This window comes from Bradyrhizobium sp. LVM 105 (assembly GCF_003957705.1).
In the GTDB taxonomy this organism is placed as follows: domain Bacteria; phylum Pseudomonadota; class Alphaproteobacteria; order Rhizobiales; family Xanthobacteraceae; genus Bradyrhizobium; species Bradyrhizobium frederickii.
In genome coordinates this window covers 495,756-518,878 of record NZ_QZMV01000001.1, presented here as the reverse complement: position 1 = coordinate 518,878, position 23,123 = coordinate 495,756, and the positions used below count along the sequence as shown (strand labels likewise).

Annotated in this window: 22 protein-coding genes and 1 pseudogene; 4 read left to right on the top strand and 19 right to left on the bottom strand. The window is 65.6% G+C overall.

Annotated elements, in window-relative coordinates; translation table 11 throughout:
- Positions 1 to 13 precede the first annotated feature (13 nt).
- Positions 14 to 796, top strand: a complete 783-nt coding sequence (locus D6B98_RS02505) for an ATP-binding cassette domain-containing protein (protein ID WP_126255353.1) — start codon at positions 14 to 16, stop codon at positions 794 to 796.
- Positions 793 to 2,352 carry an ABC transporter permease/substrate-binding protein gene (locus D6B98_RS02500; protein ID WP_126255352.1) on the top strand — a complete coding sequence of 520 codons (1,560 nt, stop codon included), beginning with the start codon at positions 793 to 795 and terminating at the stop codon, positions 2,350 to 2,352. Before D6B98_RS02505 ends, D6B98_RS02500 begins: the two co-directional genes overlap by 4 nt.
- 197 nt (positions 2,353 to 2,549) lie before the next feature.
- Here D6B98_RS02500 and D6B98_RS02495 read toward each other — a convergent pair whose 3' ends face one another.
- Both D6B98_RS02495 and D6B98_RS02490 read right to left on the bottom strand, forming a co-directional pair.
- Positions 2,550 to 4,262, bottom strand: coding sequence for a sulfatase-like hydrolase/transferase (locus D6B98_RS02495; protein WP_164718337.1), 1,713 nt, complete (start codon positions 4,260 to 4,262; stop codon positions 2,550 to 2,552).
- Between the two features lie 347 nt (positions 4,263 to 4,609).
- Positions 4,610 to 5,263: a TetR/AcrR family transcriptional regulator gene (locus D6B98_RS02490; protein WP_245481209.1), complete on the bottom strand. Its 654-nt coding sequence runs from the start codon at positions 5,261 to 5,263 to the stop codon at positions 4,610 to 4,612.
- A 107-nt stretch (positions 5,264 to 5,370) separates the two neighbouring features.
- On the opposite strand from D6B98_RS02490, the gene D6B98_RS02485 reads away from it, so the two are divergent.
- Positions 5,371 to 5,991, top strand: coding sequence for a hypothetical protein (locus D6B98_RS02485; RefSeq protein ID WP_164718336.1), 621 nt, complete (start codon positions 5,371 to 5,373; stop codon positions 5,989 to 5,991).
- A gap of 10 nt (positions 5,992 to 6,001) precedes the next feature.
- Here D6B98_RS02485 and D6B98_RS02480 read toward each other — a convergent pair.
- From D6B98_RS02480 to miaA, 9 genes and pseudogenes are all read right to left on the bottom strand, one after another.
- Positions 6,002 to 6,851: pseudogene (locus tag D6B98_RS02480) on the bottom strand (SDR family oxidoreductase).
- Positions 6,852 to 7,014: 163 nt separating this feature from the next.
- Positions 7,015 to 8,034: a ketol-acid reductoisomerase gene (gene ilvC / locus D6B98_RS02475; RefSeq protein ID WP_126255348.1), complete on the bottom strand. Its 1,020-nt coding sequence runs from the start codon at positions 8,032 to 8,034 to the stop codon at positions 7,015 to 7,017.
- A 132-nt stretch (positions 8,035 to 8,166) separates the two neighbouring features.
- Positions 8,167 to 8,769 carry a LysE family translocator gene (locus D6B98_RS02470; RefSeq protein WP_164718335.1) on the bottom strand — a complete coding sequence of 201 codons (603 nt, stop codon included), beginning with the start codon at positions 8,767 to 8,769 and terminating at the stop codon, positions 8,167 to 8,169.
- A 7-nt stretch (positions 8,770 to 8,776) separates the two neighbouring features.
- Positions 8,777 to 9,652 carry an EamA family transporter gene (locus tag D6B98_RS02465; RefSeq protein ID WP_126255346.1) on the bottom strand — a complete coding sequence of 292 codons (876 nt, stop codon included), beginning with the start codon at positions 9,650 to 9,652 and terminating at the stop codon, positions 8,777 to 8,779.
- 46 nt (positions 9,653 to 9,698) lie between these two features.
- Complete coding sequence (locus D6B98_RS02460) at positions 9,699 to 10,394, bottom strand: class I SAM-dependent methyltransferase (protein ID WP_126255345.1); 696 nt, start codon at positions 10,392 to 10,394, stop codon at positions 9,699 to 9,701.
- A gap of 3 nt (positions 10,395 to 10,397) precedes the next feature.
- The gene (gene ilvN, locus D6B98_RS02455) at positions 10,398 to 10,940 is read right to left on the bottom strand and encodes an acetolactate synthase small subunit (protein ID WP_028137987.1); all 543 of its coding nucleotides are present in this window, start codon (positions 10,938 to 10,940) and stop codon (positions 10,398 to 10,400) included.
- A 23-nt stretch (positions 10,941 to 10,963) separates the two neighbouring features.
- Positions 10,964 to 11,935, bottom strand: coding sequence for a threonine dehydratase (locus tag D6B98_RS02450; protein ID WP_126255344.1), 972 nt, complete (start codon positions 11,933 to 11,935; stop codon positions 10,964 to 10,966).
- A 4-nt stretch (positions 11,936 to 11,939) separates the two neighbouring features.
- Positions 11,940 to 13,715 (bottom strand): acetolactate synthase 3 large subunit, encoded by a 1,776-nt coding sequence (locus D6B98_RS02445; protein WP_126255343.1) that lies wholly within the window; start codon positions 13,713 to 13,715, stop codon positions 11,940 to 11,942.
- A gap of 329 nt (positions 13,716 to 14,044) precedes the next feature.
- Positions 14,045 to 15,001, bottom strand: a complete 957-nt coding sequence (gene miaA / locus D6B98_RS02440) for a tRNA (adenosine(37)-N6)-dimethylallyltransferase MiaA (RefSeq protein WP_126255342.1) — start codon at positions 14,999 to 15,001, stop codon at positions 14,045 to 14,047.
- An 11-nt stretch (positions 15,002 to 15,012) separates the two neighbouring features.
- Here miaA and serB point away from each other — a divergent pair, with 11 nt between their 5' ends.
- Positions 15,013 to 15,918, top strand: a complete 906-nt coding sequence (serB, locus tag D6B98_RS02435; protein WP_126255341.1) for a phosphoserine phosphatase SerB — start codon at positions 15,013 to 15,015, stop codon at positions 15,916 to 15,918.
- Positions 15,919 to 16,032: 114 nt separating this feature from the next.
- On the opposite strand, the gene D6B98_RS02430 is transcribed toward serB, so the two are convergent.
- From D6B98_RS02430 to D6B98_RS02395, 8 genes are all read right to left on the bottom strand, one after another.
- Complete coding sequence (locus D6B98_RS02430) at positions 16,033 to 17,529, bottom strand: Do family serine endopeptidase (RefSeq protein WP_126255340.1); 1,497 nt, start codon at positions 17,527 to 17,529, stop codon at positions 16,033 to 16,035.
- A gap of 141 nt (positions 17,530 to 17,670) precedes the next feature.
- Positions 17,671 to 17,877, bottom strand: a complete 207-nt coding sequence (locus D6B98_RS02425; RefSeq protein WP_028137993.1) for a DUF2065 domain-containing protein — start codon at positions 17,875 to 17,877, stop codon at positions 17,671 to 17,673.
- A 72-nt stretch (positions 17,878 to 17,949) separates the two neighbouring features.
- Positions 17,950 to 18,846 carry a protease modulator HflC gene (hflC, locus tag D6B98_RS02420; RefSeq protein ID WP_126255339.1) on the bottom strand — a complete coding sequence of 299 codons (897 nt, stop codon included), beginning with the start codon at positions 18,844 to 18,846 and terminating at the stop codon, positions 17,950 to 17,952.
- Positions 18,843 to 19,979, bottom strand: a complete 1,137-nt coding sequence (gene hflK, locus D6B98_RS02415; protein WP_126255338.1) for an FtsH protease activity modulator HflK — start codon at positions 19,977 to 19,979, stop codon at positions 18,843 to 18,845. The genes hflC and hflK overlap by 4 nt, the downstream gene beginning before the upstream one ends.
- Positions 19,980 to 20,132: 153 nt before the next feature.
- Positions 20,133 to 20,645, bottom strand: coding sequence for a dihydrofolate reductase (locus tag D6B98_RS02410; RefSeq protein WP_126255337.1), 513 nt, complete (start codon positions 20,643 to 20,645; stop codon positions 20,133 to 20,135).
- On the bottom strand, positions 20,645 to 21,130 hold the full coding sequence (locus D6B98_RS02405; protein ID WP_126255336.1) for a GNAT family N-acetyltransferase: 486 nt from the start codon (positions 21,128 to 21,130) through the stop codon (positions 20,645 to 20,647). Before D6B98_RS02405 ends, D6B98_RS02410 begins: the two co-directional genes overlap by 1 nt.
- Positions 21,131 to 21,135: 5 nt before the next feature.
- Positions 21,136 to 21,930, bottom strand: a complete 795-nt coding sequence (locus D6B98_RS02400) for a thymidylate synthase (protein WP_126255335.1) — start codon at positions 21,928 to 21,930, stop codon at positions 21,136 to 21,138.
- A gap of 171 nt (positions 21,931 to 22,101) precedes the next feature.
- On the bottom strand, positions 22,102 to 23,085 hold the full coding sequence (locus D6B98_RS02395; protein WP_126255334.1) for a tripartite tricarboxylate transporter substrate binding protein BugD: 984 nt from the start codon (positions 23,083 to 23,085) through the stop codon (positions 22,102 to 22,104).
- Positions 23,086 to 23,123: the final 38 nt, after the last annotated feature.

Sequence of the window (23,123 nt, the reverse complement as noted above, 5' to 3'; positions counted from 1 at the left end):
TGAGCTGCATCGAATGCCTTCCAAACCGGCCATCAGCTATTCCCACGTCACCAAGAGCTTCGGCTCGCTCAGGGCTGTCGACGGCGTGTCGCTCGACGTCGCCGACGGCGAGTTTGTGGCCATCGTTGGGGGCTCGGGCTCTGGCAAGACGACGCTGCTGCGGCTGGCCAACCGGCTGATCGAGGCCGATCGCGGCACCATCAGCGTCGAGGGCGAGGACGTGCAAAGCGTCGATCCGGTCGCGCTGCGGCGCCGGATCGGCTACGTCTTCCAGAGCGGCGGGCTGTTTCCGCATTTGAGCGTCGCTGACAATATCGGGATCACACCCAGATTGCTGGGTGCGCCGGCGGCGGGCATCGCCGCGCGGGTCGATGAGCTGCTAGCGCTCGTACAGCTCGACCGCGATGCGCATCGCGACCGCCTGCCGGCGGCGCTCTCCGGCGGTCAGCGCCAGCGCGTCGGCGTGGCGCGGGCGCTTGCCGCGAAGCCTCGCATCGTGCTGATGGACGAGCCCTTCGGTGCGCTCGATCCCCTCACCCGCGACGCGCTCGGCGAGGACTATCGTTCGCTGCATCGCAAGCTCGGCCTGACCACGGTGATGATCACGCATGACATGACCGAGGCGATCCTGCTCGCCGACCGCATCGCGGTGATGCGCGGCGGGAAGCTGCTCGCCCAGGGCACGCCTGCCGAGCTGTCGACGAGCGGCGATGCTTACGTGCTGGAGCTGTTGCGCACGCCGCGGCGCCAGGTCGAACGGCTGAACGCGCTGCTGCCGCAGGGCGGCGCGGCATGAGCGTCCTTGCCGATCCACGCTGGGGCGAGGCGCTGGCGCATCTGCCCGATTATCTTGGCAACCACGTGCGGGTGAGCCTTGCCGCGCTCGCGCTCGGTCTCGCCGTCAGCCTGCCGCTGGCGATCCTGACGCGCAACCACCCGGCGCCGCGAGCCGTCCTGCTCGCGATCGCCAGCATCGTGCAGACGGTGCCGGGTCTAGCGCTGCTCGCGCTGTTCTATCCGCTGCTGCTGCTGGCGGCGTCGGTGACGCTGGCCTGGTTCGGCGTGTCCTTCTCGGCCTTCGGCTTCCTGCCGGCGATGCTGGCGCTGGCGCTCTATTCGATGCTGCCGGTGCTGCGCAACGGCATCACCGGGCTCAACGGCATCGATCCCGCCCTGATCGAGGCCGCCAAGGGCGTCGGCATGACCGCACGGCAGTCGCTGATCATGGTCGAGCTGCCGCTGGCGTTGCCGGTGATGATGGCGGGCATCCGCACCGCCGCGGTGTGGGTGATCGGCACCGCGACGCTGTCGACGCCGATCGGGCAGACCAGCCTCGGCAATTACATCTTTGCCGGACTTCAGACCCAGAACTGGGTGTTCGTGCTGTTCGGCTGCCTTGCCTCGGCCCTGCTGGCCCTCGCTGTCGATCAGCTGCTCGGCCTGATCGAGGGTGGCCTGCGCCAGCGCAGCCGCGCCCGCTCCGTGCTCGGCGCAGCCGGCATTGCAGCGCTGGTCGCGGCCACGCTGGTGCCGTCGATGGGGCGCTCGTCGCAGGGCTATGTCGTCGGTGCCAAGACATTCGCCGAGCAATATGTGCTGTCGGCCCTGCTCAGGGACCGGCTGCAGGCCGCCGGCCTCACCGCGACGGCGCGCTCGGGCCTCGGCTCCAGCGTGATCTTCGGGGCGTTGAAGGCCGGCGACATCGATCTCTGTGTCGATTATTCCGGCACGCTGTGGGCCAACCAGCTGCATCGCACCGACATCAAGCCGCGTGCCGAGCTGATCGCCGAGCTGAAGACTGCGCTGGCGAAGGACAACATCACTTTGCTCGGCGAGCTCGGCTTCGAGAATGCCTATGCGCTGGTGATGCCGAAGAAACGTGCCGATGCGCTTGGCGTCCGCACCATTACCGATCTCGCCGCGCACGCATCGACGATGTCGATCGCTGGCGACTACGAATTCTTCTCACGGCCGGAATGGGCGGCGCTGCAGAAAGCCTATGGGCTTTCGTTCCGCGCCCAGCGCCAGATGCAGCCGGACTTCATGTATGCGGCGGTCGCCAGCGGCGAGGTCGACGTCATCGCCGGCTACACCAGCGACGGCCTGATCGCAAAATATGACCTGATCGCGCTCGACGATCCCAGGCAGGCCATCCCGCCCTATGACGCGATCCTTCTGCTCGCGCCGAAGCGCGCCGGCGACGAGCGGTTGCAGGCCGCGCTCAAGCCGCTGCTCGGCAAAATCGACATCGCCACGATGCGTGACGCAAATTTGCGCGCCAGCGGCAACGACGCGAATTCGTCGCCGGACGTGGTGGCGAAGTGGCTGTGGGAAAAGGTGGGCGGGCGGTAGGCACGCCGCCGGCCCCGTCATCTGAGGTGCGAGTGATGGGGCGCGGAGCGCCACATCGCGAGCCTCGAAGATGAACGGCCACGATGTAGATGCAGCCGGGCTGTCGCCCTTCGAGGCTCACCAAGCGGCCTACGCCGCTTGATGAGCACCTCAGGGTGACGGTGATAGAGTTGTAGTCGCGGTGCAGGCGAGCGGGACTACAGCCCCCGGATCATCCCGGCGTCGATCAGCAGGCGGTTCAGTCGCCGCGCTTCGGCGCCGTCCTTGCAGGCGTAGAAGACGCCCTTGCAGCGGAGCATGATCTCCTTCTGCTCGGCAAAGGACGGGTCGAGCGGGATGCCCGCGGCCTCCTGGATGACCAGCGGCAGATAGGGGCCGTCGATCGTCTCCATCACGGCCTCGCTTCTGACCGGCTCGAAATTGAGGGCATCGATCGCGTAATAGGTCGCGTAGAGACGCGGATCGTAGGCGTCGAGCTTCTTGCCGAGAGCACCCTCGTCGAGCCCGGGCTCGAGGATACCGGGCGCGAACTCCGGCTGATGATCGCCGTAACGCACGATCAGGAAGGGCTCGCCGGGAAATTTCTTCTTCAGCCCCGCGACGAACGCCTTGTACTGCTCGGCGCTCATCGCCTGCCGGCGCAGATATTCGTCGATGGAGGCCGCGTTGCCCGGCGCGCGCCAATTCGGCAGCAGCTCGGGACGGAAGCGCGTCTCCCAGGGGAAATGATTGGCGCCGAGATAGAGGAAGGTGAACAGCGGCTTGTTGGGCGGCTGCTGGCCGATCAGCTGCAGCGCCTTGTCGTAGAAGAAGCTGTCGGGCTCGACATCCTTGGCGCCGAGATCCTTCGAATCGAGGAAGCGTTCGATGCCGGTCGTCATCTGAAAGCTGCGGGCCGCCATGAAGCCGCCATGGGCGGGATAGAGCGACATCGTGTCGTAGCCGCAGCGGCGCAGCGCCAGCGGCAGCCCGCGCTCGACGCGGTTGGAGGCGATGCGTGTCACGAAATAGGCGAAGCGGCCGAACGAACGCGAGGACAGCCCCGCAAGCACGTTGTATTCGGTGAACCAGCTCGGACCGCCATTGCTCTCGGCCAGGAACGTGCGCTGCTTGCCGTCCCAGGATTTGAAGTGGCTGCCATAGCCCTGCGGCACCTTGATGCCGCGGGCGGCGCGGATGTCGAAGCTCGATTCATCATGGATCATGATGATGTTCGGCCGGCGCCCGGCGGGGTGACAGGAATCGACCAGCGGCATGTTGAGACGCTCATTGGTCGCAGCGGCCGATTCCATGAAGCCGTATTGCACGAAGTCGGAGACCGAACTGACGCCGGAGCGGAAGAATTTCGACAGATAGCCGTCGTCGTAATAGCCGCGCCAGGCCTCGTCAGGATGATAGAGCGAATAGCCGACCAGCGCGGCGAGGCAGGCCAGCTTGCAGGCGAGCGCGGGCAGGCGGCGGATGCGGAACGGATCGAGCCACCACAGCGCATACATCAGCGGCAACGTGACCAGGCCAGCCAGGATCACCGACCAGCGCAGATTCGGGAAGATCGCGAACAGGAACGCGACGGTGTCGCGGTCGATCATCATCAGGTCGATGAAGTTGACCGTCATCTGCACGACGTCGTGCTTCAGCCGCGACAGCAGCACCAGCACGACCACCATGGTCAGCGACAGCGCGCCGGAGAGCGCCGGCCGGCGCAGCAATGTGATCCAGAAGAAATTGAGGATACCCCAGGCCAGCGCGAACGACAGCCGCGAGCCGAAATCGGTCTCGGTCTGGTACATCAGGGCGAGGGCGGCAAGGTGCGGCGTGGCAACGGCGAGCAGCCGCCAGATGCCAAGCGCGGCAACGCTCGCCAGCACGGCGGTGGTGGCAGAAGGACCTGGATTGGGCGCGGACGCCATCGAGGACACGCAACTCTGGTCCGGTGCGGTGATGCCAAGCCGTCTGGCCGGCCCGAGAACGACCAGGGCCTCCGGCGCAGCCGGAAGCCTGCACCGTGTCATAAAACTGTAACGGAACGGTCAAGGACAGGCAACGCGCGTCGTCGTCCGACCTTCGCTTCATCCTGGTGGGCGGCGACGAGGTGCCCCACGTTTCGAGTGCCCGCTTGCCCAACTCCATCTCCTCACCCTGAGGAGCCCCGCGAAGCGGGCGTCTCGAAGGGCGAGGCCCGGACCGGGGCCTTCATGGTTCGAGACGGCGCTGCGCGCCTCCTCACCATGAGGGTCCAGCGGCGGTTGCCGCGGCGTCAGGATTTTGCGATCCCGGCAATGAACAGGTCGAGCACCGCTTCCGCCATCCGCTCGATCTCGCCCTCCTCGACGCCCCAGCGCGGAAAATGGCCGTCGAGGTTCATCCGGGCAAAGCCGTAGACCAGCGCGCGGCCGGCGATCTGGACCTGCTTGAGGTCGGCCGGTCGCAGCAGGCCCTGCTCCGCCGCTTCGGCCAAGAGCCCCTCGGTCAGCGCGATCAGCTCGGCATTGTCGCGGCTCAGGTCGGCGGAGCTGCCGTGGGCGAAATAGCGGCCGGTGGAGATGATCTCGAAATGGGCGGGATTGCGCATCGCCCAGCGCAGGTAAGCGAGCCCGAAGGCGCGGAAACGCGCGAGCGGGCCGGCGGCCGGAGACTCGCTCAGCGCCGCCTCGATCTCGGCACGAAAGCGACGCTGCGCCTCCGCCGCCGCTGCCGCCATCAGGGCATCGCGGTTCGGAAAGTGCCGGAATGGCGCACCGGGGGACACCGCGGCCCGGCGCGCGGCCTCGCGGACTGAGACCTCCGCGCCCTCCGCCGCGAGCTGCAGCGCAGCATCGATCAGGACGCGGCGAAGGTCGCCATGGTGATAGGGCTTGGCCCGGGCCGTGGGGCGGCGGGCACGCGGCTTGGAGGGCTGACGAGCGGACATAGCCGCTTCTAGCATCACCCGAACGTGAATGTAAGCAGCGATTACACCATTGACCAGTTCGATGCCCTGCAATGTAATTGATGATTACATGACGAATGGAGATCACCATGTCGCAACGTCAAGGCTGGCTCGAAGGCTGGCGGCTGCTTGCCGCCCTGTCGTTGAGCCTGATCGTCCTCAGCCTCTGGATCGCCTCGATGCGGCAGTTCGAGGTCGAGGGCGTGCGGATGGTGATCCGTTTCACGGCGCGCAGCTCGCTCGCGCTGTTCTGCCTCGCCTTCAGCGCCGCGGCGCTGGCGCAGCTGTGGCCCAATGCCTGGACCCGCTGGCAGCGCCGCAACCGGCGCTATCTCGGCCTCAGCTTTGCGGCCTCCCATGCCATCCACGCGGCCGCGATCGTTGTTTTCGCCTGGATGGATCCTGCCAGCTTTGCGGAAGCAACCTCGGTCGTCTCCTACATCTTCGGTGGCCTGGGCTATGTCGTCATCATGGTCATGAGCGCGACCTCGTTCGACCGCACCGCCGCGCTGATCGGCCCCCGCGCCTGGCGGACGCTGCACCTGGTGGGCGGCTATTATCTTTGGTTTCAGTTCCTAGTGTCGTTCGGCAAGCGCGTGCCGGCGATGCCGCTTTATGCCGCGTTCCTGATTCCGCTCCTGATCGTGCTGGCGCTGCGCATGATCGCGATGGCACGCCATCCGCGCGCGCGGACCGTTGCAGCGGGCTGAAGCGCCTGCCTTACTGCGGCAGGAACCCGAGCCGCTTGGCGATGATGCGATCGAGCGTCCGCTTCGGCAGCACGGCCGCGATCAGGTGGCGCATCGGGTCGGGCGTGATCTGGTAGCGCACCTTGGGGCTCGCCGCCGTCAGCGCCTCGAACACGATCTCGGCGATCCGCTCGGCCGGCAGGCCCTTGGCGCCGAGGTCCATCATGAAGGCCATAACCTTGTTCAGCGCCGGCAGATAGGGCGAGTTCTGGTAGACGGAGAGGTCGATCTGTTCGGCCTTGCTCCAGATCGGCGTCTTCACTGCCCCGGGAGCGACGATGATGACGTCGATGCCGAACAGCATCAAATTCACGGCGCAGGCTTTCCGACAATCCCTCGATGGCATGCTTGGAGGTGCAATAGGGCGCCGACAGCGGATTGCCGTTCTTGCCCGCGACCGAGCTGATCATCACGATCCGCCCCTTCGGCCCCTTCAGCGAGGGATCGGCGCCGAGCAGCGGCCCGAACGCCTGCGTCGCGATAACGGGGCCGATGACGTTGATATCCATCTGGCGGCGAAAATCGTCGGCCGACAATTCGAGCACGGGACCGGCGACCGCGACGCCCGCATTGTTGACGAGGCCGGCCAGCGTCTGCCCGCCCAGCGCCTCGCGGACTTCTCGCGCAGCCGCGAGGACTGCGGCTTCGTCGGTGACGTCGAACAGCAGCGGCGTGAAATTGGCGCCGAACTCGGCCTTGAGCCGCTCGGCATCGGCCTGCTTACGAACACTGCCGAAGACACGATAGCCGCGCCCGATCAGGAATTTTGCGGTAGCCCAGCCGATGCCGGTGGATGCACCGGTGATGACGACAGATCGCATGGTCTCCCTCCCTCAGGTGCCAGCAATCATGCCTTGGATTCTTGGCGGTGTCCCGGACAAGCGCAGCGAAGCGGAGCGCAGAGCCGGGACCCAGGGAGCCACAATGGACCCCGGATCAGCAGCGCAGCACCAACGTGCTGCGCCGCTGATGGGAAACGACTTCTTAGTTCTTGCTCTTGTCGACCAGCGCGCCCTTCTTGATCCAGGGCATCATGTCGCGCAGCTTGGCGCCGACTTCCTCGATCGGGTGCTGAGCGAGCTTGGCGCGGGTCGCCTTGAACGAGGTCTGGTTGACCTTGTTCTCGAGCATCCAGTCGCGGGCGAACTTGCCGCCCTGGATGTCGGCCAGAACCTTGCGCATCTCCTTCTTGGTCTCGTCCGTGATAATGCGCGGACCGGTGACGTACTCGCCGTACTCGGCGGTGTTGGAGATCGAGTAGTTCATGTTGGCGATGCCGCCTTCGTAGATCAGGTCGACGATCAGCTTCACTTCGTGCAGGCACTCGAAATAGGCCATCTCCGGCGCGTAGCCGGCTTCGACCAGCGTCTCGTAGCCGCCCTTGATCAGCTCGACCAGGCCGCCGCAGAGCACCACCTGCTCGCCGAACAGGTCGGTCTCGCACTCTTCCTTGAAGGTGGTTTCGATGATGCCGGCGCGGCCACCGCCGATGGCGGAGGCATAGGACAGGCCGAGGTCATGGGCGTTGCCCGAGACATCCTTGGCGATCGCGATCAGGCAGGGCACGCCGCCGCCGCGCTGATATTCCGAGCGCACGGTGTGGCCGGGGCCCTTCGGCGCGATCATCAGCACGTCGAGATCGGCACGCGGATCGAGCAGGTTGAAATGGACGTTGAGGCCATGCGCGAACACGAGGGCGGCGCCCTTCTTCATGTTGTCGTGCAGGTGCTCGCGATAGATGTCGCCCTGGAGTTCGTCCGGAGTCAGCATCATGACGAGGTCGGCCCATTTGGCGGCTTCGGCAACTTCCAGCACCTTGAAGCCGGCGGCTTCCGCCTTCTTGGCCGAGGCCGACCCCTTGCGCAGCGCAATGGCGACTTCCTTGACGCCGGAATCCTTCAGATTGAGCGCATGGGCATGGCCCTGGCTGCCATAGCCGACGATGGCGACCTTCTTGCCCTTGATCAGGTTCAGGTCGGCGTCGCGATCGTAATAAACACGCATGGTCGTTTCCTCGTTCAGGGCCGAAATCGGCCAATGGTCAGTGTCCGAAGGGTGAAATTTGCGGATTTCGGGGGCTGTCTAGAGCATTTTCAGCCCTGAGGGAAACCCGTTTCTGCATGGAAATCCGCGACATCATGCATCCACGAAAACGGGGTAGAGGGAGGCCAGCAGCAGGATCGCCATCAGGATATTGAAGGCGCGGACCAGCCGCTCCGAGGTCAGGACCGGCCGCAAGGCGGAGCCGAACAGGGCCCAGACCACGGTCGAGACGGCGCCGACGATCAGGCTGATCAGGGTCTGGATCGCGATATTGAGCGGGAATTGGGCGATCGCCGCATAGGCGGTGATGGTGCCGATCACGATCACCCAGCCCTTGGCATTGATCCATTGGAACATCGCCGCGCCCCAGAAGGTCATCGGGCCGCGGCCATCCCCCTCCCCTGGCTTGGCCGGGCCGGACATTGCGATCGCGGCGGCAAGATAGATCAGGTAGGCGGCACCGGCATATTTCAGGATGGTCTGCAGGATCGGATAGGCCAGGAACACGGAGCCGAGCCCGAGGCCGACAGCGGCGACCATGAAGGCGAAGCCGAGGACGATGCCCACGATGTGGGGGATGGTGCGCCGGAAGCCGTAAGTCAGGCCCGAGGACAGCAGCATGATGTTGTTCGGCCCGGGCGTGAAATACATCACGACCATGAAGATGAGGAAGGCATAGAGCAGCGACTGGGACATGCTCACCTCACGCCGTCTTCGCAAGGACTTGTGGCCGCTTCGCCAGCACCATCACGGCGATACCGCCGATCACCGTCACCATGCCGGCAAGCCGCAAGGGTCCGAACCGCTCGCCGAAAACGATGCTGGAGGCGGCCGAGCCGACGAACGGGACCAGCAGCGCGAACGGCACCACTTGCGCGGCGGGATAGTCGCGCAGCAATCGGCCCCACAGCCAATAGGCGACGCTGGTGGAGATGCCGCCAAGCGCCAGCATGCAGAGAGCCGATGTCAGCGACATCCGGCTCAGCGACGTCCAGGTCGGCGCCGGGCCGTTGGCGATCAGCGTCAGCACGAACAGCGGTACGGCGGAGGCTAGGCACAGCCACGCGAACAGCTCGAACATCGGTGCGCCGCGGGCACTGCGCAGCAGCAGATTGCCGACCGCAAAGCTGAGCGGTGAGACCATCAGCACGGCAAACGCAGCGACGCTGAAATCGTAGCCGACGGTGCCGCAGATCATCAGCAGGCCGATCGCGGCGACACCGATGCCGAGCGTCTGCATCGGGGTCGGACGTTCGCCAAAGGCGATCGCGGCAAAACCGATCGTGAACAGCGCCTGGCTCTGCACCACGACGCTGGTCAGCCCGACCGGCACGCCGTGAGCGATGCCATAGGCCTGGCTCAGGAACTGGCCGAGGAACAACGTGGAGCTGATCGCGATCAGCAGCGACCAGGCGATTTTGGGCTTGCGGATGAACAGGCATGGCACCGCGGCAATGGCAAAGCGTAGCGCCGTCATCAGCTCCGGCGAAAGCTCGTCGAGCGCGATCCGGCTTGCCACGAAGGCAAGCCCCCAGATGATCGCCACCAGGATGGCGATGAGGATATCGGCCGGCTTCATTGTTGTTCTCGGTTCTGCCCTGTCGTGCAGCCCTATTGTTATTCGTCTAGCCTTGCTCGCCGGCCTTTGGTTTGCGCAGCAGATACGTGCCGTGCATCGGTGCGTGGTAATCGGCCGAGACCAGCGTGAAGCCGACGTCGGTCAGCATCCGCTCCATCACCCAGCCGAAGGTGGAATATTCGTCGCGCATATGCGTCACCACGCTTTCGCGCGCGAAATCGTGGTTCTTGATCTGGACGTCGGCCCATTGCTCGACGTCGCGCTCGATTGCGTCGGGCATCGCGGTGTAGACGATGTCGCGCAGGTAGAACGTTGATCCCGGCTTGAGCGCGCGGAAAATCCGGGACATCGCCACTGCTTTCCAGAAATCCGGCAAATGGTGCAGCGTGAATTCGCTGACGATGAGATCGTAGGATTCCGGCCGATAGGCGAAGCTGAGCAGGCCCGCGGACTGGGTCGCGACCTTTGCCTTGCGATCGCGCGCGTAGATCTCGGCGAGCGCCAGCATCGCCGGCGAGATGTCGATGGCGTCGACCTCGGCCCCCATCAGCGCCGCCTCGGTCGCCAGCACGCCGTTGCCGCAGCCGATGTCGGCGATGCGCCAGCCGCGCTGGACTCCCAGCATCTTCAGTGCGGCGCGCGCCCGCAGATCGGCATCGTCGTGGGCGTCGTAGATCGAGGCCACGGCGGGCTCGATCCCCATCCGGTTCCGCTCGTTATAGTACCAGTCGCGCGCCAGCATGGTTCACATCCCTTCAGGCCCGCGGCCGATCGCGGCAACGCCGGTGCGCGACACCTCGACGAGGCCGAGCGGGCGCATCAGGTCGATAAATTGGTTGATCTTGTCCGTGTTGCCTGTGATCTCGAACACAAAGCTCTCGGTCGTGGCGTCGATCACCCGGGCACGGAACGCATCCGCGAGCCTGAGCGCCTCGACGCGATGCTCGCCCTGCCCGCGCACCTTCACCATCGCGAGCTCGCGCTCGATCGAGCGGCGGGTCTGGGTCATGTCGACGACCTGGTAGACCGGGATCATGCGGTCGAGCTGGTTCTTGATCTGCGCGATCACCATCGGCGTGCCGGTGGTGACGATGGTGATGCGCGACAGATGCTTCTGGGCCTCGGTCTCCGAGACCGTGAGGCTTTCGATGTTGTAGCCGCGGCCCGAGAACAGGCCGATGACGCGCGCGAGCACGCCCGGCTCGTTCTGCACGAGCACCGCGAGCGTGTGCGTCTCGTTCGGATCGTGGCGCTCTTCGATGAAATAGGCGGATGCGGGCTGGTTCATTGTCGTCCCCTCTTGTCTCTCCGTCACGCCATCGCTGACGCGTCCGTCCCGACCCAACGGCGGAACAGATCGAAATCGATATTGCCGCCGGACAGCACGAGACCGACGCGCCTGCCCTTCAGCTTGCTCTTTTCCTGCAGCGCCGCGGCCAGCGCGGCTGCGCCGGCGCCTTCGGCGAGATTATGCGTATCGGTCCAGTAGGCGCGGATCGCGGCGGCGACCTCGTCGTCGGTGACCTCTACGATGCGCGAAGCACCCTTGCGGATCAGCGCGAATGCATCCTCGTCGGGGATGCGCGTCGCCATGCCGTCGGCTCGCGTGTTGCTGGTTTCGGTCGTCACGATTTTTCCGGCCGCGAACGACAGCGCATAGGACGGCGCTTCCGTCGACTGCACGCCGACGATCTCGGTCTTCAGGCCGAGCAGGTCACGCGCCATGATGCAGCCGCAGATGCCGGAGCCCTGCCCGATCGGTACATAGAGAATATCGAGGTCGGGCACTGCGCGGAACAGTTCGAGAGCGTAGGTGGCAACGCCAAGAACGAGATCCGGGTGGAACGAGGGCACCATGTGGAGCCCGGCGAACTGCGCGCGGCGCTCGGCTTCCTCGCGTGCCGCCTGAAAGTCCTCGCCGTGTTCGACGAGTTCGGCACCAAAGGCCTTCATCGCGCGGTTCTTCTCGACCGAATTGCCGCGCGGCACATAGATCACCGCGGGCACGCCGTGGCGGCTCGCGGCAAAGGCGAGGCTCTGACCGTGATTGCCGCGCGTTGCCGAGATGATGCCCGGTGTCTTCGGCCGCTCGCGCTTCAGCCGTTCGAGATAGACGAGGCCGCCGCGCACCTTGAAGGCGCCGATCGGCGTGTGGTTCTCGTGCTTGACCACGACCTCGGTGCCGAGCCGACCTGCGAGCAACGGCCAGGCATGCGCCGGCGTTGCCGGCACCGCCTGCCCCACGATCGCATGTGCGCGCTCGAGCTCTCTCAGGTCGAACATGGCCTCACACCAGCGCCTTGCCGCCGGCGAACGCCTTCGCGGTCGCCTCGTCATTGGCCTGTTCCGGCAACAGCATCTCGTTATGCGCCTTGCCGGACGGAATCATCGGGAAGCAGTTTTCGAGCGCCGCGACGCGGCAGTCGAACAGCACGGGGCGCTTGACCGAGATCATCTCATGGACGGCGCCGTCGAGATCGCCGGGCTTGTGCACCTGGAGGCCGACGGCGCCATAGGCTTCCGCGAGCTTGACGAAATCCGGCAGCGCCTCCGAATAGGAATGCGACAGGCGGTTGCCGTGCAGCAGCTGCTGCCACTGCCGCACCATGCCCATGTACTGGTTGTTCAGGATGAAGATCTTGATCGGCAGCTCGTACTGCACCGCCGTCGACATCTCCTGCATCGTCATCTGCACCGAGGCATCGCCTGCGATGTCGATGACGAGACTGTCGGGATGGGCCACCTGCACGCCGACCGCGGCCGGCAGGCCGTAGCCCATGGTGCCGAGACCGCCCGACGTCATCCAGCGATGCGGCTCCTCGAAGCCGTAGAACTGCGCCGCCCACATCTGGTGCTGGCCGACCTCGGTGGTGATGTAGGTGTCCCTGCCGCGCGTGGCCTCGAACAGGCTCTGGATCGCATGCTGCGGCAGGATGACGTCGCTGCTCTTCTTGTAATAGAGCGAGTTGCGGGCGCGCCATTGCGCGATCTGCTGCCACCAGGACTTGATGTCCGGCTTCTTCGCCTCCGCCTTGAACACCTGGAGGATGTCGCCGAGGACATTGCCGCAATCGCCGATGATCGGCACGTCGACGCGGATGTTCTTGTTGATCGAGGACGGGTCGATGTCGATGTGGATCTTCTTCGAGCCAGGGGAGAACGCATCGACGCGGCCGGTGATGCGATCGTCGAAGCGCGCGCCGACGCACAGCATGACGTCGCAATCATGCATGGTCATGTTGGCCTCGTAGGTGCCGTGCATGCCGAGCATGCCGAGCCAGTTCTTGCCCGAGGCGGGGTACGCCCCCAAACCCATCAGCGTGGAGGTGATCGGGAAGCCGGTGACCTCGACCAGCTCGCGCAACAGCCTGGTGGCCTCGGGGCCGGAATTGATGACGCCGCCGCCGCTGTAGATCACCGGGCGCTTGGCATTGGCCAGCAGCGCCACCGCTTTGCGGATCTGCGCCGCATCGCCCTTCACGCGCGGTGCATAGGAGCGGTGCACGTCGGATTTGCGCGGCGGATGATAGGTGCCGGTCGCGAACTGCACGTCCTTGGGAACGTCGACCAGCACCGGGCCGGGACGGCCGGAGGTCGCGACGTAGAAGGCTTCGTGCAGCACCTTGGCAAGATCATTGACGTCCCGCACCAGCCAATTGTGCTTGGTGCAGGGGCGCGTGATGCCGACAGTGTCGCATTCCTGGAACGCGTCGTTGCCGATCAGATGCGTCGGCACCTGGCCCGAAATGCAGACCAGCGGGATCGAGTCCATCAGCGCGTCGGTCAGCGGCGTCACCATGTTGGTGGCGCCGGGGCCGGAGGTCACCAGCGCGACGCCCGGCTTGCCGGTCGAGCGCGCATAGCCCTCGGCGGCGTGGCCCGCGCCCTGCTCGTGACGGACCAGGATGTGCTGGACCTCGCTCTGCTGGAAGATCTCGTCATAGATCGGAAGCACGGCGCCGCCGGGATAGCCGAAAATGTCGGTCACGCCGTGATCGATGAGCGCGCGAACGATCATCGCGGCGCCGGTCATCTGGTTCGGATCGTGGCTCTTGTCGCTCATTTGGCTTGCTCCGGATGCGCTGTTGTCAGCGGCTTCGTTCGTGTCGGGTTCAGGAAATAAAAAAGGCCCCGAAGAGGGCCCATGCACACCGCCTGTCTTGTGGATGGCAGCTAGCCATCCCCGGCGGTGTGCCTGGGTACGACGGCGATAAGGAGTTTGGTAATAATGTTACGCATGGCGGGCGCTCGGCTTCCCAAAGGTTGCGCGAACATAGCGGCCAAAGCCTAGATGTCAAGGCAATGCGGCCGTCCGCGTGCGATTTTGGCAGTGTAGCGGTGTTCCCCAGGTTCGGCGAGAGGTAAATTGGGGAACCCGGACGGAAAAGCGCGTCAGCCGCGGTCGCGGACCGCCTCCACAATCGCAGCGAGCCATCGCCTCGCCTGCTCCGGCTTGACCCATTCGAACTCCGGCAATTGATGCCGGAACCAGGTGAATTGCCGCTTGGCATAGTGGCGGGTGTCGGCGCGGCCGATGGTGGCGGCCTGCTTCAGGCTGAGCTCACCGCGCAAGTGCCGGATCAGGGCCGGCACGCCATGCGCTTTCATCGCCGGCAGCAGCGGATCGAGCTGCCTTGCGGCGAGCCGCTCGACCTCCTTCAACGCGCCGGCGGCCAGCATGGCGTCGAAACGGGCGTCGATCCGTGCGTAGAGCGCGTCGCGCTCGGGCGCGAGAAACACCGCGCGAAAACTGGCCTTCGGCAGCAGCGGAGGCTGGCCCTCCCGGTGCCAGTCGAGCAGCGAACGGCCGGTCGCCTCGACGACTTCGAGCGCACGCGCGATCCGGGTGCGATCGCGCAGGTTCAATCGCTCGGCGGCGTGCGGATCGCGAAGCGCCAATTCCGCATGCAGCGCCTCCGCACCGTTCCGTTCCAGCCGCGCGCGCACGTCCTCCCGCACCTCGGCAGGAATTGGCGGCACCACGGAGAGCCCGGCCGTCAGCGCCTTGAAATAGAGCCCGGTGCCGCCGATGAAGATCGGCAGGCGCCCTTCCGCACGCGCCTCCTCGAGCGCCTTTGCCGCGTCGGCCACCCAGGCCCCGGCCGAGAAATTCACGGCCGCATCGACATGCCCGTAGAGACGGTGCGGAGCGCGCGCTTCCTCGTCCTGTGTCGGCCGTGCCGTGATGATGCGCAGGTCGCGGTAGACCTGCATGGAATCGGCATTGACGACGATGCCGCCGGTGGCGAGCGCGAGCTCCAGCGCCAGCGCCGACTTGCCGCTGGCGGTCGGGCCTGCGATAAGCACGGCCTCGCCAACAGGCCTTCTGCCGACTTGCTCCTCGCTCACGAAAACCTCAAATGTCCCTCGTCGCCACGCTGATCTGCAACCCCGACAATCCCGCGCTCGATACGACCATCGTCGACGGCGCCCGCGCCGTGCTGCCGCAGGCGGCGCCCGCGCACTGGCTGTTCGACGGGGTCGCGGTCGATATCCCGTTCGGCGCCGACAGTAACCTCGAACCCGACCGTCACGCCATCGAGCAGCGGCTCCGCGAGCTTCGCGGCGACCTGCCCATCGACATCGTCGTGCAGCCAGTCGGCGCCCGGCGCAAGAAGCTTTTTCTCGCCGACATGGATTCCACCATGATCGGCCAGGAATGCATCGACGAGCTCGCCGATTTCGTCGGGGTGAAGGCGCATGTGGCCGCCATTACCGAACGCGCCATGCGCGGCGAGATCGAGTTCGAGCCGGCGCTGCGCGAGCGCGTCGCGCTGCTGAAGGACCTGCCCGCCAGCGCGGTCGACGAGGTGCTGGCCAAGCGGATCACGCTGACCCCGGGCGGCCGCGAGCTGGTCGCGACCATGCGGGCCCACGGCGCCTATACCTGCCTCGTCTCCGGCGGCTTCACGCTGTTCACGACCGCGGTCGCCGCCAAGATCGGCTTTCAGGAGAACCGCGCCAACGAGCTCGTCGTGCGCGACGGCAAGTTCACCGGCGAGGTGAAGGAGCCGATTCTGGGGCGCGCGGCCAAGCTCGCGACGCTGGTCGACCTGATGGAGTCGTTCGATCTCGACGACATCGACTCGGTCGTGGTCGGCGACGGCGCCAACGACCTCGCGATGATCCAGGCGGCGGGGCTCGGCGTCGCCTATCACGCCAAGCCGGCCGTCGCGGCTGCCGCAGCTGCGCGGATCGATCACGGCGATCTCACCGCGCTGCTCTATGCGCAGGGATACCGGCGGGACGAGTTCGTGGAGGGATAGATCTTCTCTCGTCATTCCGGGGCGATGCGGAGCATCGAACCCGGAATCTCGAGATTCCGGGTCTGGTGCTTACGCACCATCCCGGAATGACCGTGAGTGTGGGCGAAGCCTCAGTTACTGCACGCTCAGCGCCACAAAGCGCAGCTCGCCCTCGGCATTCGAGACCAGCAGCAGCACCGACTTCTTGCCGTCCTTCTTGAGCTGATCGACCCGCTTCTGGATGTCGGCACCGCTCGACACCGCTTCCTGCGCGACCTCGACGATGACGTCTCCGGCCGAGAGGCGCTTCTCCGCGGCGTCGGAATTGGCGTCGACATTGGTGACGACCACGCCCTTGACGCTGTCCTTGATCTTGTAGCGCGTGCGCAGATCCTTGTTCAGCGCGGCGAGATCGAGGCCGAGCGCCTTCTGCGTTACTGGCTTGTCGGGCGCCGGCTCGTCGGTCTTCACCGCGGCCTGCACCTTCTCGGGATCCTGGAGGCGGCCGAGCGTGACTTTCTTGGTCTGCTCCTGGCCCTTGCGGATGATGACGACGTCGACCTCCTTGCCGACCGCCGTGTCGGCGACGACGCGAGAGAGATCCTTCGGATCCTTGACGTCCTTGCCGTCGAACTTGACGACGACGTCGCCGGGCTCGATGCCCGCGGGCTTGGCCGGGCCCTTGTCGTCGATGCCGGCGACCAGCGCGCCGCGCGCGGGCTTGATGTTGAGGCTCTCGGCGATCTCGTCGGTGACGCTCTGGATGCGCACGCCGAGCCAGCCGCGGCGCAGCTCGCCGAACTGGCGGAGCTGGTCGACGACGCCCACGACCGTCTTCGACGGCACGGCGAAGCCGATGCCGATCGAGCCGCCGGAGGGCGAGATGATCAGCGTGTTGACGCCGATGACGTCGCCGTCGAGGTTGAACAGCGGACCGCCGGAATTGCCGCGGTTGATGGAGGCGTCGGTCTGGATGTAGCTGTCGTAGGGCCCTGAGGAGATGTCGCGATTCTTGGCCGAAACGATGCCGGCGGTGACCGTGCCTCCCAGGCTGAAGGGATTGCCGATCGCGACCACCCAGTCGCCGAGGCGAAGCTTGTCGCTGTCGCCGAACTTCACCGCGACGAGGGGCTTCGGCGGCTTGATCTTGAGCACGGCGAGATCGGTCTTCTTGTCGACGCCGACCAGCTCGGCCTTGATCTTGGTGCCGTCGTTGAGGATGACGTGGATCTCGTCGGCATCCGCAATGACGTGATTGTTGGTGACGACGACGCCCGCGGTGTCGATGATGAAGCCGGATCCGAGCGAGTTGGTCTTCTTCGGGGCGCTGCCGCTGTCGCCGCCCTTGCTGCCGCCGCCAGGTCCCCTGCGGTTCTTGAAGAAATCGTCGAAGAACTCCTCGAAGGGCGAGCCGGGCGGCAATTGCGGCATGGTGTTGCCGCCGCCGCCCTTGGCCTCCACGGTCTGCGAGGTCGAGATGTTGACGACGGCGTCGATCACCTTCTCGGCGACGTCGGCGATGCCATCCGGTCCGCGCGCCTCGGCCGGTGTGCCGAACGCGCTGAAAGCACTGACGACGAGCGCGGCCAGCCCTAAACGCAAGCGGGTCGGGGCAATGGTGGCAGCGGGCATTGGTATCTCCAGAGAAAAGGATTCGGTCCAGACTGCGCTCGAACGGGGGGACGGCGCAAGCACGGAGCTTAACGGGCCTCAAGAGCCCGATAATACGGCGAAAACCGGTCCTTCGGCTTCACTTTGGCGTTGGTGCGAGGTCTAGACCGGACGCCGCATAACCCAGATCAGGACCAGGCCGACCACGGCCGAGCCGATCCCGACCGCCCGCAGGATGTTATCCGGCGTGGCGATGGCGCTCTTCATGGCCTTGCGCATCCAGTTCGGACTCGCCGCAAACATCAGGCCCTCCAGCACGAACAGGATGCCCAAGCCGATGAGGAAGTCGGCGAACGCAATGGACCTCATCGGATTGGAACCTCCCGTTATGCTGTTCTTGTCCGGACGAAGGGCGGCCAGACCTGCCGCCCTCAGTCTCGCTTACGGCTTCGCCGGCGTATCGGTTGCCATCTTGCCGGACGGGTTGCTGAAGTACCGGAAGAAATCGGAGTCCGGCCGCAGCAGGAAGCGGGTATCGCTCGACTTCAGGCCGTTCTCATAGGCGGTCATCGACCGGTAGAAGGCGAAGAAGTCGGCATCCTTGCCGTAGGCTTCCGCAAACAGGCGGTTGCGCTCGGCATCGCCCACACCGCGGGTCTGCTCGGCCTGCGAGTTGGCTTCCGCGACGATCACTGTCGCCTCACGGTCGGCCTTGGAGCGGATCTCCTGCGCCTTCTGGCCGCCCTGCGCGCGGAACTCGGCCGCTTCGCGCTCGCGCTCGGTCTTCATGCGCTGATAGACCGCCTGGCTGTTCTGCTCCGGCAGGTCGGCGCGGCGGATCCGGACGTCGACGACCTCGATGCCGTAACCGTCGGCCTCGCGATCGAGCTGGTCGCGGATGCGCAGCATCAGCTTCTCGCGGTCGTCGCGCACCACGTTGATGAAGGTGACTTCGCCGAGCACGCGGCGCAGTGACGCGTTCAGGAGCGTGGTGAGCTGGATGTTGGCAGCCTGGATCGAGCCGACGCTCTGATAGAAGCGCAGCGCATCCTTGATGCGGTAGCGCGCGAAGGCGTCGACCACGAGCCGCTTCTGGTCGGACGCGATCGCTTCCTGCGACGGGTTCTCCAGGTCGAGAATCCGCTTGTCGATGTTGATCACCGAATTCCACGGCGCCTTGAAGTGCAGGCCGGGCGCGGTGACGACGTCGACGGGGCGGCCGAACAGGAGCACGATGGTCTGCTCGGTCTGCTGCACCGTGAACAGCGACATGTAGCCGAGGACCGCGACGAGCAGGAGCGCGAGCAGGGTGACGAAACCTGTGACCGGAGACCTCATCGGCTGCCTCCGCTCGAGGGCTGCCCGGTGGTAGGCGGCCGCTTGGTGGTCAATTCGCCCAGCGGCAGATAGGGCACGATGCCCTGGCCCGAGGAGCCGCCGTCATAGACGAGCTTGTCCGCGCCGCCGAGCACGCGCTCCATCGTCTCCAGATAGATCCGTTCACGCGTCACGTCGGGCGCCTTCTTGTATTCGTCGTAAACCTTCAGGAAGCGCGAGCTCTGGCCCTTGGCCTCGGCGACCGCCTGCTCCTTGTAGCCTTCGGCGGCCTGCTGAATCTGCGCCGCCCGTCCACGGGCCTGCGGCACGACCTGGTTGGCGTAGGTCTGCGCCTCGTTCTGCAGCTGCTCGAGATTGGCGCGCGCCGCCTGGACGTCGCGGAAGGCGTCGATCACCTGCGCGGGCGGATCGACCTTCTGCATCTGCACCTGGCTGATCTGGATGCCGGCGCCGTAGCTGTCCAGCGTCCTCTGGATCAGCTCCTGCACGCCCTGCTCGGTGACGTTGCGCGCACCGGTCAGGATCGGCTGGATCTGCGACCGGCCGATCACCTCGCGCATCGCGCTCTCGGCCACCGCCTTCACGGTGCCCTCGGGGTTCTGGATGTTGAAGAGGAAGTCACCGACGCCATCGGGCTTGATGCGCCACAGCACGGTGAAATCGACGTCGACGATGTTCTCGTCGCCGGTCAGCATCAGGCTCTCTTCCGGCACGTCACGGATGGAGCGGCCGCGCCGCGCCGGATCGTCGATCAGCGTCATGCCGATCGAGATGGTGTTGACGCGCAGCGCCTTGGGCAGCAGCACGGTCTCGATCGGATAGGGCAGATGATAGTTCAGGCCCGGCTGCACGGTGCGGACATGCTTGCCGAAGCGCAGCACGACGCCGAGCTCTTCGGACTGTACGCGGAAGAAGCCCGACAGCAGCCAGAACGCGATGATGAGCAGGACGATCAGCGTGATGCCGATGCCGGAGAAATAGCCGCCCGGCATGATCTGCTGGAGGCGGTCCTGGCCGCGCCGCAGAAGGTCTTCCAGATCCGGCGGCCTCGGCCCGACCGGTTGCGGGCCTGAGCCCCATGGTCCCTTTGGACCCGAGCCCCACGGGCCACCGCCCTGATTCTTCCACGGCATTCGACGCTCTCCTCGGCAGGGTGGAAACGCCCCCGCCCGCTTTGTCCGGTCCGGCTTTATAGGGGACAGGCAGGTCCCTTACAACGCGGCCCTGACCGTCCTTCGAGCTATGCTCGGGCACGAAAAAGTCAATGTAAACATTGACGAAAGCGGTTAATGGCCGCGCCGCCGACGATATGTCACATAGGAGAAGTCGGCGCTGTCGTCGGGACCGGCAGGATGGCGGACCCGGTCAACCTCGTCCCATTCGCCCTTGTCGATGTCGAAATACGTATCCCCTTCGGGCCGGGCATGGACTTCGGTGATTTCGAGGCGATCGGCGCGCTCGAGCCATTGCCGGAAGATCTCGGCGCCGCCGATCACCGCGATGGCAGTGGCCGAACGCCGCAGGGCATCCCCGCGCGCAACCGCGTCCGCATCCGCGGCCGACGTCGTGACGATGGCCCCGTTGGCACGATAGGCCGGATCGCGCGTAACCACGATGTTGGTGCGGCCCGGCAGGGGACGGCGGGGCAGCGATTCGAAGGTCTTGCGACCCATGATCACGGGCTTGCCGATGGTCAGCGCCTTGAAGCGCGCCATGTCGGATTTCAATCGCCACGGCATCGCATTGCCCGCACCGATGACGCCGTTCTCCGCGATCGCGACGACGAACACGATCTCCATCAGGCAGAGCTCCCGGCAAGCCGCGTCAGCGCCGGCCCGGTGACGCGGCATAGCGTCCAGTCGTCCATCATGACGGCGCCGAGCGATTTGTAGAACGCGATTGACGGCGCGTTCCAGTCGAGCACCGCCCATTGCAGGCGCGCCCAGCCGTTGTCGACGCATTCCTTCGCGAGATAGACCAGCAGCGCCTTGCCGAGCCCTCTGCCCCGATGCGACGGCCGCACGTAGAGATCTTCGAGATAGATGCCGTGGCGACCGCTGAAGGTCGAGAAATTCGTGAACCAGACCGCGAAACCGACGGCCTCGTCGTTCCATTCGGCGATCGCGCAATAGAGTTGCGGCCTTTCACCGAACAGCGCGTCGTTGATGTCAGCCTCGGTCGCCTCCACCTCGTGGGAGAGCTTCTCGTACTCGGCGAGCTCGCGGATGAAGGAGAGAACGAGCCCCGCTTCTCCGGGCTGCGCACGGCGGATGGTCAACGACATCTGCGTCAGACCGCGACTTCCGCCTTGATGTGCGGATGCGGATCGTAGCCGACAAGCTCGAAATCCTCGTAGCGGAAGGAGAAGATGTCCTTCACATCAGGGTTGATCCGCATCACCGGCAGCGCACGCGGTGCGCGGCTGAGCTGGAGCTTTGCCTGCTCCAGATGGTTGGAATAGAGATGGGCGTCGCCGAACGAATGCACGAAGTCGCCGGGCTTCAGGCCAGTGACCTGCGCCACCATCATGGTGAGCAGCGAATAGGAGGCGATGTTGAAGGGCACGCCGAGGAAGACGTCGGCCGAACGCTGGTAGAGCTGGCACGACAGCTTGCCATTGGCGACATAGAACTGGAACAGGCAATGGCACGGTGGCAGTGCCATCTTGTCGACTTCGGCCGGATTCCACGCCGAGACGATCAGGCGGCGGGAGTCCGGATTGCGCTTGATCATGTCGACCACGTTCGCGATCTGATCGATGCTGCGGCCGTCGGGCGCGGGCCAGGAGCGCCATTGATGGCCGTACACCGGGCCGAGATCGCCATTGGCATCCGCCCACTCGTCCCAGATCGTGACGCCGTTGTCGCGCAGATATTTGACGTTGGTGTCGCCCTTCAGGAACCACAATAGCTCATGCACGATCGCCTTCAGCGGCAGCCGCTTGGTCGTCAGCATCGGGAAGCCGGCCGACAGATTGAAGCGCATCTGATGGCCGAACACCGAGAACGTGCCGGTGCCGGTGCGGTCGGTTTTCTCCGCGCCGTCCGAAAGAATCCGCTCGAGCAGGTCCTGGTACTGGTGCATGTGCGACTATGCCTTTGGGAAGGCGGCGAACTTAGCGGCCGCCCCCGCGCTGCAACAGCGGCGATTCGCTGTCCGCACCGATTATACCCGGAAAAGTGAGCGTTCCCGGCACAAACGACAAGGGGGCGGAACCCGGCGTCCCGCCCCCTTCGTATCGGCCTGATGGATTGCCTAAGTTGCCGGCTTCAACACCGGGGTCCACTTCGCGATCTCGTTCTTGACGAGGGTCGCCAGCGCCTCCGGCGTCCGCTCCGCAGCGGCGGGAATGACGCTACCGAGCTCGAGCAGGCGCTTCTTCACGTTCTCGTCGTCGAGTGCCTTGCTGGCCGCAGCGTTCAGGCTGGCCACGATCGCCGCCGAAGTTCCCTTGGGCGCGAACATCGCATTCCAGGCCTGGGCCTGGAATTTCGGCAGGCCGGCTTCCGCCGTGGTCGGCACGTTCGGCAGCGACGGATTGCGCTGCGGTGTTGCGATCGCATAGGCCTTGATGGTGCCGGCGTTGATCTGCGGCACGGCGTTGACGATCTGGTCGCACATGTAGTCGACCTGCCCCCCCACCAGCGCGTTCATCGCAGGTCCGGTGCCGTTGAAGGGCACGCTGACCGGCTTGACGTCGAGGATCGAGTGCAGGAGCTCGCACGAGACGTGCGAGACCGAGCCGACGCCGGCATGCGCCGCGTTCACCTTCTCGGCGTTGGCCTTCACGTAGGTCACGAACTCGTTCAGGTCCTTGGGCGGAAAGTCCTTGCGCGCCAGGATCAGGATTGGCGTGCCTGCGAGCAGCGCGATCGGCTCGAAATCCTTCTCGGGATGATAGGCGAGCTTCGGATAGAGCGGCACCGAGGCGGCGTGCGTGCCCATGTGCCCGGTGATCAGCGTATAGCCGTCATTGGCCGCGCGCGCGGCGCGCGTGGTCGCGGTGGTGCCGCCGGCGCCGACCACGTTCTCGATGATGACGCTCTGTCCGAGCGTCTGCGCCATGTGGCCGGTGACGATGCGCGCGATGACGTCGGTCGGACCGCCGGCCGCAAACGGCACGATCATGGTGATGCTGCGCGTCGGGTAGGTCTGGGCCTTTGCCGGTGCGACAAAGGCGCATAGCGAGGCAAGCGCTGCGGCACATGCGCCCGAAGCGATCGTGCGAATGGAAGTCATATCGTTCTCCCGGGACAAGATGCCGGCCACAAGGGCCG

Coding starts and splice junctions, on each gene's coding strand:
- D6B98_RS02505 (WP_126255353.1), top strand. CDS start 14: ATGCCTTCCAAACCGGCCATCAGCTATTCCCACGTCACCAAGAGCTTC.
- D6B98_RS02500 (WP_126255352.1), top strand. CDS start 793: ATGAGCGTCCTTGCCGATCCACGCTGGGGCGAGGCGCTGGCGCATCTG.
- D6B98_RS02495 (WP_164718337.1), bottom strand. CDS start 4,262: ATGGCGTCCGCGCCCAATCCAGGTCCTTCTGCCACCACCGCCGTGCTG.
- D6B98_RS02490 (WP_245481209.1), bottom strand. CDS start 5,263: ATGTCCGCTCGTCAGCCCTCCAAGCCGCGTGCCCGCCGCCCCACGGCC.
- D6B98_RS02485 (WP_164718336.1), top strand. CDS start 5,371: ATGTCGCAACGTCAAGGCTGGCTCGAAGGCTGGCGGCTGCTTGCCGCC.
- ilvC (WP_126255348.1), bottom strand. CDS start 8,034: ATGCGTGTTTATTACGATCGCGACGCCGACCTGAACCTGATCAAGGGC.
- D6B98_RS02470 (WP_164718335.1), bottom strand. CDS start 8,769: ATGTCCCAGTCGCTGCTCTATGCCTTCCTCATCTTCATGGTCGTGATG.
- D6B98_RS02465 (WP_126255346.1), bottom strand. CDS start 9,652: ATGAAGCCGGCCGATATCCTCATCGCCATCCTGGTGGCGATCATCTGG.
- D6B98_RS02460 (WP_126255345.1), bottom strand. CDS start 10,394: ATGCTGGCGCGCGACTGGTACTATAACGAGCGGAACCGGATGGGGATC.
- ilvN (WP_028137987.1), bottom strand. CDS start 10,940: ATGAACCAGCCCGCATCCGCCTATTTCATCGAAGAGCGCCACGATCCG.
- D6B98_RS02450 (WP_126255344.1), bottom strand. CDS start 11,935: ATGTTCGACCTGAGAGAGCTCGAGCGCGCACATGCGATCGTGGGGCAG.
- D6B98_RS02445 (WP_126255343.1), bottom strand. CDS start 13,715: ATGAGCGACAAGAGCCACGATCCGAACCAGATGACCGGCGCCGCGATG.
- serB (WP_126255341.1), top strand. CDS start 15,013: ATGTCCCTCGTCGCCACGCTGATCTGCAACCCCGACAATCCCGCGCTC.
- D6B98_RS02430 (WP_126255340.1), bottom strand. CDS start 17,529: ATGCCCGCTGCCACCATTGCCCCGACCCGCTTGCGTTTAGGGCTGGCC.
- D6B98_RS02425 (WP_028137993.1), bottom strand. CDS start 17,877: ATGAGGTCCATTGCGTTCGCCGACTTCCTCATCGGCTTGGGCATCCTG.
- hflC (WP_126255339.1), bottom strand. CDS start 18,846: ATGAGGTCTCCGGTCACAGGTTTCGTCACCCTGCTCGCGCTCCTGCTC.
- hflK (WP_126255338.1), bottom strand. CDS start 19,979: ATGCCGTGGAAGAATCAGGGCGGTGGCCCGTGGGGCTCGGGTCCAAAG.
- D6B98_RS02410 (WP_126255337.1), bottom strand. CDS start 20,645: ATGGAGATCGTGTTCGTCGTCGCGATCGCGGAGAACGGCGTCATCGGT.
- D6B98_RS02405 (WP_126255336.1), bottom strand. CDS start 21,130: ATGTCGTTGACCATCCGCCGTGCGCAGCCCGGAGAAGCGGGGCTCGTT.
- D6B98_RS02400 (WP_126255335.1), bottom strand. CDS start 21,930: ATGCACCAGTACCAGGACCTGCTCGAGCGGATTCTTTCGGACGGCGCG.
- D6B98_RS02395 (WP_126255334.1), bottom strand. CDS start 23,085: ATGACTTCCATTCGCACGATCGCTTCGGGCGCATGTGCCGCAGCGCTT.